Here is a 6,638-nt window from a genome sequence, read left to right on the forward strand (position 1 = left end):
GTGGGCACCGGTATGGAACGGATCTGGCTCGACAGCTACGCCGAGGGGGTGCCGTCGGACATCGCACCCCCCGAGCACTCGCTGGTCGACATGCTGGAGGCGTCGGTCGCTCGGTTCGGGCCACGTCCGGCGCTCGAGTTCTTCGGCGCGGAACTGACCTATTCGCAACTCGGCGACCGGGTGCACCGTGCCGCGGAGGGGCTGTGACGGCTCGGCGTGCGCCCCGGCGACCGGGTGGCGCTCGTCCTGCCGAACTGTCCGGAGCACGTGATCGCGTTCTATGCGGTCCTGCGGATCGGCGGCGTGGTGGTCGAGCACAATCCGCTCTACACCGGCGAGGAGATGGCCCACCAGTTCGCGGACCACGGCGCCACGGTGGCGATCGCCTGGGACAAGGTCTGTCCGCTGCTGCAGCGGATCGCCGGGGACACGGCCGTCGAGCACATCGTGGCGGTGAACATCACTCGTTCGATGCCGTGGTCCAAGCGGCTCGCGCTCACCCTCCCGGTCCCGAGAGCGCGCACGTTGCGGGACGCGCTGACGGGGCCGGCGCCGGGGACGGTTCCGTGGCAGCGGTTGCTGGCCGACGGACCCCTCGACCCGGAGCATCCGCGCCCCTCCGTCGGCGATCTGGCGGTCGTCCAGTACACGAGCGGCACCACCGGCACCCCGAAGGGCGCGATGCTCACGCACTCGAACCTCGGCGCCAACGCCGCGCAGGGCCGCGCCTGGGTGCCGGGGCTGGTCGACGGCGCAGAGGTCGTCTACGCGGTGCTGCCGATGTTCCACGCCTACGGGCTCACCCTGTGTGTGACCTTCGCGATGAGCATCGGCGCCCGTCTGGTGCTGTTCCCCAAGTTCGACGTGGATCTGGTGCTCGCCGCCGCGAAGAAGCACCCACCCACGTTCATGCCCGCGGTGCCGCCGATCTACGAGCGCCTCGCCCGCGCGGCCCGGGAGCGGTCGGTGGATCTGACGTCGGCGCGCTGGTCGATTTCCGGGGCGATGCCCTTGCCGACGGAGACACTGGAACTGTGGGAGGCGGTCACCGGGGGCGTGCTGGTCGAGGGGTACGGGCTGACCGAGACGTCGCCGGTCGCGGTCGGCAATCCCATCGGACTCGCCCGCCGGCCCGGTGCGGTCGGAGTTCCCTTCCCGAGCACCGAGATCCGGGTGGTCGATCCGGCCGACCCTGAGCGCGACGTCGAACCCGGGCAGCGGGGAGAGCTGCTGATCCGCGGACCGCAGGTGTTCTCCGGATACTGGAACAAGCCCGAACAGACGGCGGAGGCGCTGCTCGACGGCGGCTGGTTCCGGACCGGTGACATCGTCCAGGTCGACCGCGACGGATTCGTCACGGTCGTGGACCGGATCAAGGAACTGATCATCACCGGTGGCTTCAACGTCATGCCGTCCGAGGTCGAAGCGGCGCTGCGGCTGTTCCCGGGAGTAGTCGACGCCGCCGTGGTGGGTCTGCCGACCCCTGACGGCAGCGAGGAGGTGGTGGCGGCGGTGCTGGTCTCGGGCGACGACTTCGACCCCGAGGCGGCGCGGGAGCACTGCCGTTCGCGCCTGGCCGCCTACAAGGTCCCGCGGCGTGTGGTGGTGGTGGACGACCTGCCGCGGTCCCTGATCGGGAAGGTGCTCCGCCGGCAGGTCCGCGAGTCCCTCCTCGTCGGCTGAGTCCTTCGGACGCCGTGCGTGCCGGGCCTGCGGCGTCCCTCACGATGTTCGTACGGCGGATGGCGCCGCGATCGGCCCGGCCCGTAGTGTTTGTGCGTTCCCCGCAGCGTGATGCGCGTTGCACAGTGCCGAAAGATGGGAAGTGCCGGTGTCCAGTGCTGCCGATGACGAGACCAACTACCTGGTCGGGCTCAATTTGCGGGGCCGGCGAGTAGTGGTGGTCGGGGGCGGTACCGTCGCACAGCGACGGCTCGGTCTGCTCGTGGCCGCCGGTGCCCACGTGCACGTGATCACCCGTGCGGCGACACCCGCGGTCGAGGGCATGGCCACCGCCGGGCAGGTCACCCTGGAACTGCGCGACTACCGTGACGGGGATCTCGACGGCGCCTGGTACGCCATCGCCTGCACCGACGAACCGGACACCAACGCCGCGATCGTCGCCGAGGCCGAACGTCACCGCATCTTCTGCGTCCGGGCCGACAACGCCCGCCGCGGCACGGCCGTCACCCCGGCCACCGCCCACTACGACGGGATGACCGTCGGTGTGCTGGCCGGCGGCGACCACCGCCGCTCCGCGGCCGTGCGCACCGCGATCCGCGAGGCCCTGCAGTCCGGTGCCGTCGTCGCCGACGCCGAGCCCGCCCGCCCCGGGGTCGCGCTGGTCGGTGGCGGCCCGGGCGATCCCGACCTGATCACGGTCCGCGGGCGGCGCCTGCTGGGTCGCGCCGACGTCGTCGTCGCCGACCGGCTGGCCCCGCCGGAACTGCTCGCCGAGCTCGGCCCGCACGTCGAGGTGATCGACGCCGCCAAGATCCCCTACGGCCGGGCGATGGCGCAGGAGGCCATCAACCAGGCGCTGATCGACGGCGCCAAGGCCGGAAAGTTCGTCGTCCGGCTCAAGGGCGGCGACCCGTACGTGTTCGGCCGCGGCTACGAGGAACTCGAGGCGTGCGTCGCCGCCGGAGTGCCCGTGACCGTCGTCCCCGGCATCACCAGCGCCATCTCGGTGCCGTCCGCGGCCGGGATCCCCGTCACCCACCGCGGCGTCACTCACGAGTTCGTCGTGGTCAGCGGCCACGTGGCGCCCGACCACCCGGATTCGCTCACCGACTGGGGTGCGCTCGCCCGCCTGCGCGGCACGCTCGTGCTGCTGATGGCGGTCGAGCGGATCGAGCAGTTCGCCGCCGCCCTGCTCGAGGGCGGCCGGCCCGCGCAGACCCCGGTCACCGTGATCCAGGAGGGCACGCTGCGCACCCAGCGGGTGCTGCGCGCCGACCTGAAGACCGTCGCCGCCCGCGTCCGGGAGGAGCAGATCCGCCCGCCGGCCATCATCGTGATCGGGCCGGTGGCCGGGTTCGACATCGGGCCGGTGGCCGGGGTCGCCCCGGGCGCTCGGTAACGTTGATCCACATGGCCGAAACCTCCTCGCCCGTGAGCTACCCCGTCACCACGCGTGCGCTGGGCCTGGCGATCATCGTCCTCAGCGGTCTGCAGTTGATGGTCGTGCTCGACGGCACGGTCGCCAATCTCGCGCTGGCGCCGCTGCAGGAGGACCTCGGTCTGAGTGACGCGGGCCGCAACTGGGTGCTCACGTCGTACGCCCTGAGCTACGGGGGGCTGATGCTCCTCGGCGGACGTCTCGGCGACGCCTTCGGCCGCAAACGCATGTTCATCGCCGGCGTCGGCCTGTTCACCGTCGCGTCGCTGCTGTGCGGCCTCGCCGTCAACGAGGGCACCCTCGTCGCGGCCCGCGCGCTGCAGGGCGTCGGCGCCGCCGTGGCCTCGCCCACGGCCCTGGCGCTGGTCGCCACCACCTTCGCGCCCGGACCGGCACGCAACCAGGCGATCGCCATCTTCGCGGCCATGACGGGCGTCGGATCGATCGCGGGGCTGATCATCGGCGGCGCCCTCACCGAGGTGTCCTGGCGCTGGATCTTCCTGATCAACGTGCCGATCGGGATGCTGATCGTGAGCCTGGCGGTGGTCGCGCTGCGCGAGACCGCGGCCGAGCGGCTGCCGCTGGACGTGCCGGGCGCGGTGCTCGCCACACTCGGCTGCACCGGTCTCGTCTTCGGGCTCACCGAGGGCCCGGAGATGGGGTGGACCAGTCCTGCGGTGGTCGGCGCGCTGATCACCGGTACCGCGCTGCTCGCGGTGTTCCTCGTCGTCGAGCGCCGCGCCGAGAACCCGCTGCTGCCGTTCGTGCTGTTCCGCAACCCGGACCGGGTCGCGACGTTCGTGTCCATCTTCTTCGCCGGTGCCGTCATGTTCAGCCTCGCCGCGTTCGTCGCCCTGTTCGTGCAGGACATCCTCGGCTATTCGCCGCTGCAGGCCGGCCTGGCGTTCGTGCCCTTCGCCTTCGGCCTGGGCGCCGCCGCGGCGGTCGCGTCGAAGCTGGCGGTGCGGGTGCGGCCCCGCTGGCTGGTCGTCACCGGGGCGCTGATCATGGCGGTCAGCCTCCTGTACGGCTCGACGATGTCGCACACCGTCGCCTACCTGCCGACGCTGTTCGTCCTGGTGCTCGTCGTCGGGTTCGGGGTGGGCCTGGCCGTGGTGCCGCTGCCGCTGTGCGCGATCGCCGGCGTCGGCTCGCACGAAATCGGCCCGCTCGCGGCGATCGCCCAGGTGGCGCAGACCCTCGGCGGCCCCATCGGCCTGGCCGTGATCGGCGCGATGGCCACGTCGCGGACCCTGTCGCTGGGCGGCACGTCCGGCGCCGTCGCCGACATGGATCCCGGCCAGCTCTACGCGCTGGGGGAGGGCTACCTCTTCGCCCTCGTCGGCTGTGCGGTGTGCGCCGTGATCGCGGGTGCCGCGGCGCTGTTCATCCGCTTCACCCCCGAGCAGGTGGCGCAGGCCCAGGTGGCGGAGAAGGCGGCGCAGGGCGCGTAGCCCCGTACCGGCCCTGCCGCCGAGGTGTGCCCGGCCCCAGCGGCGGGGTAGCCGACGGACATGTTGTCGACCATCACCGAGTGGATGCGGTTCCCGGCGACGTGGACCGCACGCGCGGTACGCGTGCGCGGGCACGAGCGGTACGTCGCCGCGCAGGCGCTGAAGTCGGCCCTCGCGGCGGTCCTCGCGTGGCTCGTCGCCGCCGAGTGGCTGATGCTGCCGCAGGCCTTCCTCGCCCCTTACGTCGCGGTGTTCCTCGTCGAGACCACGGTGTTCAGGTCCCTCCGGCAGGCGGTGGTGCAGATCGGAACGGTCGTCGCCGGCGTGCTGCTCGCGGCAACGGCGGAATGGCTGGTGCCGGGGCAGACGGCGGCGATCGGCGTCGTGGTGCTCGTCGGCTGGTTCGTCGGCCGCTGGCGGCGGTTCGGTTCGAACGGGATCTGGGTGGCGATCACCGCGTTGCTGGTGATCGCGACGGGCGCCGCCGGCAGCCCCGTGATGCTGGGGGAGCGGCTGCTCGAGACGGCGATCGGGGCAGCGTGCGGACTCGTGGTGACCGCGGTGCTGTTCCCGCCGGTCTACCCGGTCGGGGACGAACTCGGGGTACTCGCCCGTGAGGCCCGATCCCTGCTGTGTGACATGGCCGCCGGGCTGGGCGACGAGGCGGGTCCGGGGCCCGGGGGCTGGGTGCGTCGCACGGGGGAGATCGACCGGATGATGGACCGCGCGGCGGAGTCGTCGCAGTGGGCACGAGAGAGTGTGCGGCTCAATCCGCGCCCGATCGCGGCCCGGGTCCGGGATCAGGCCTCGGCCTCCGACGACGTCCTCGACCGGCTGTGGTACGCCGTGCCGGCGCTCCGCGAACTCGCCCGCGTGGCGGAGGCGGCGTCGGACGGCGTTCTCGACGGGGCGGACGACGCGGCGCGCTGCTCGGTGCCTGCTCTCCTGACAGCCCTGGCCGAGCTCGTGGACCGGATCGGGGACGCCGCCGCCGACCCCGTCCGATTCGCCGAACCCGTCCGATTCGCCGAACCCGTCCGATTCGACGACGCCTGCGGCGAGTGCGCCGACCGGCTGGCCGAACTGCAGCGATCGGCCGCCGGGTCCGCCGACCCTCGGGTGGCGGCCGTGCTCGGTAGCTTCTGGCACCCGGCGCACCGGTTCCTCACCGCGGTGCAGGACACCCGGCGCGTGCCGCAGTCAGGTCAGGATCACCAGTTCGGTGGCTGACGCCACCTCGACCCGCAGGCCCGCCCGGGCCGCGACGCGGGCGGCACCGTCGACGTCGGCCGGCTCCGCGCGGGTCAGTACGAGCGCGCGGGCCAGCAGGCCCTTGTGGTGCTTGTTGAAGTGACTGACCACCTTGCGGCTCCCGTCGGGCTGCTCGGTGAGCACGGTCGCGGTGACCGCGCCGGGGACGGGCCCGAGCTGCCGGTACACCCCCGACCGCAGGTCCACCACGAGCTGCCCGGCGGCCTCGGCGGCCAGGGCGCCGCTCAGCTCCGGCCGCCACAGCGACGCGAGGGTCCCGACGCCGGGCAGCTTCGATCCGCCCGACAGGCGATAGGCCGGGATGGGATCGCCCGCGCGCACCGCGCCGAACAGGGCCGATCCGATCGCGAGTCGTCGGTGGGCCTTCTCCCGCTGCGCCCGGGTGAACGAGCCGGCGTCGAGGGCGTCGAACAGCACCCCGGTGTAGCGCGCGAGAGCCGGCCGGGTGGGCGAGACCCACAGCTTGGCGTTGCGTTCGATCTCGTCCGCCTGCGTGGGACCGAGGCCCAGGGCGAGGCTCGACGCCTCCGGATCCGCGGCCAGGTCGACGAGCGCCTGCACCAGCTCCTCGCGGGTCGCGGTCAGTTGCGGCATCGACAGCTCGCCCAGGTCGAGGGGCGCACCGTCGCCGCCGTCGGACTTGGTTTCGGAGGGAGGCAGAAGCACCAGCACAAGCGGTAACCGTACCGAGGTCGGTTCCGGGGCGGCAGGTAGGCTGCTCTCCCGTGATCACCCGCATGTCGCACCTGTTTCTCCGCACCCTCCGCGACGACCCGGCCGACGCCGAGGTC

At 72.7% G+C, this 6,638-nt stretch carries 4 protein-coding genes and 1 pseudogene; 4 read left to right on the plus strand and 1 reads right to left on the minus strand.

Going from position 1 to position 6,638, the window contains the following annotated elements; translation table 11 throughout:
• From CQZ88_RS18155 to CQZ88_RS18170, 4 genes and pseudogenes are all read left to right on the plus strand, one after another.
• Positions 1-1,683: pseudogene (locus CQZ88_RS18155) on the plus strand (long-chain-fatty-acid--CoA ligase).
• Between the two features lie 142 nt (positions 1,684-1,825).
• Entirely contained in the window at positions 1,826-3,082 is a 1,257-nt protein-coding gene (gene cobA / locus CQZ88_RS18160; RefSeq protein WP_373566473.1) for a uroporphyrinogen-III C-methyltransferase, read from the plus strand.
• Between the two features lie 11 nt (positions 3,083-3,093).
• The gene (locus tag CQZ88_RS18165) at positions 3,094-4,575 is read left to right on the plus strand and encodes an MFS transporter (RefSeq protein ID WP_050035096.1); all 1,482 of its coding nucleotides are present in this window, start codon (positions 3,094-3,096) and stop codon (positions 4,573-4,575) included.
• A 60-nt stretch (positions 4,576-4,635) separates the two neighbouring features.
• Positions 4,636-5,805, plus strand: coding sequence for an FUSC family protein (locus tag CQZ88_RS18170; RefSeq protein WP_102800119.1), 1,170 nt, complete (start codon positions 4,636-4,638; stop codon positions 5,803-5,805).
• Here the strand turns inward: CQZ88_RS18170 and yaaA are convergent.
• Positions 5,776-6,519 carry a peroxide stress protein YaaA gene (gene yaaA / locus CQZ88_RS18175; RefSeq protein WP_029543262.1) on the minus strand — a complete coding sequence of 248 codons (744 nt, stop codon included), beginning with the start codon at positions 6,517-6,519 and terminating at the stop codon, positions 5,776-5,778. The two genes, CQZ88_RS18170 and yaaA, sit on opposite strands and share 30 nt — an antisense overlap.
• Between the last annotated feature and the right edge of the window lie 119 nt (positions 6,520-6,638).

The organism is Rhodococcus sp. ENV425, from assembly GCF_002887785.1.
Taxonomy (GTDB): domain Bacteria; phylum Actinomycetota; class Actinomycetes; order Mycobacteriales; family Mycobacteriaceae; genus Rhodococcus; species Rhodococcus aetherivorans.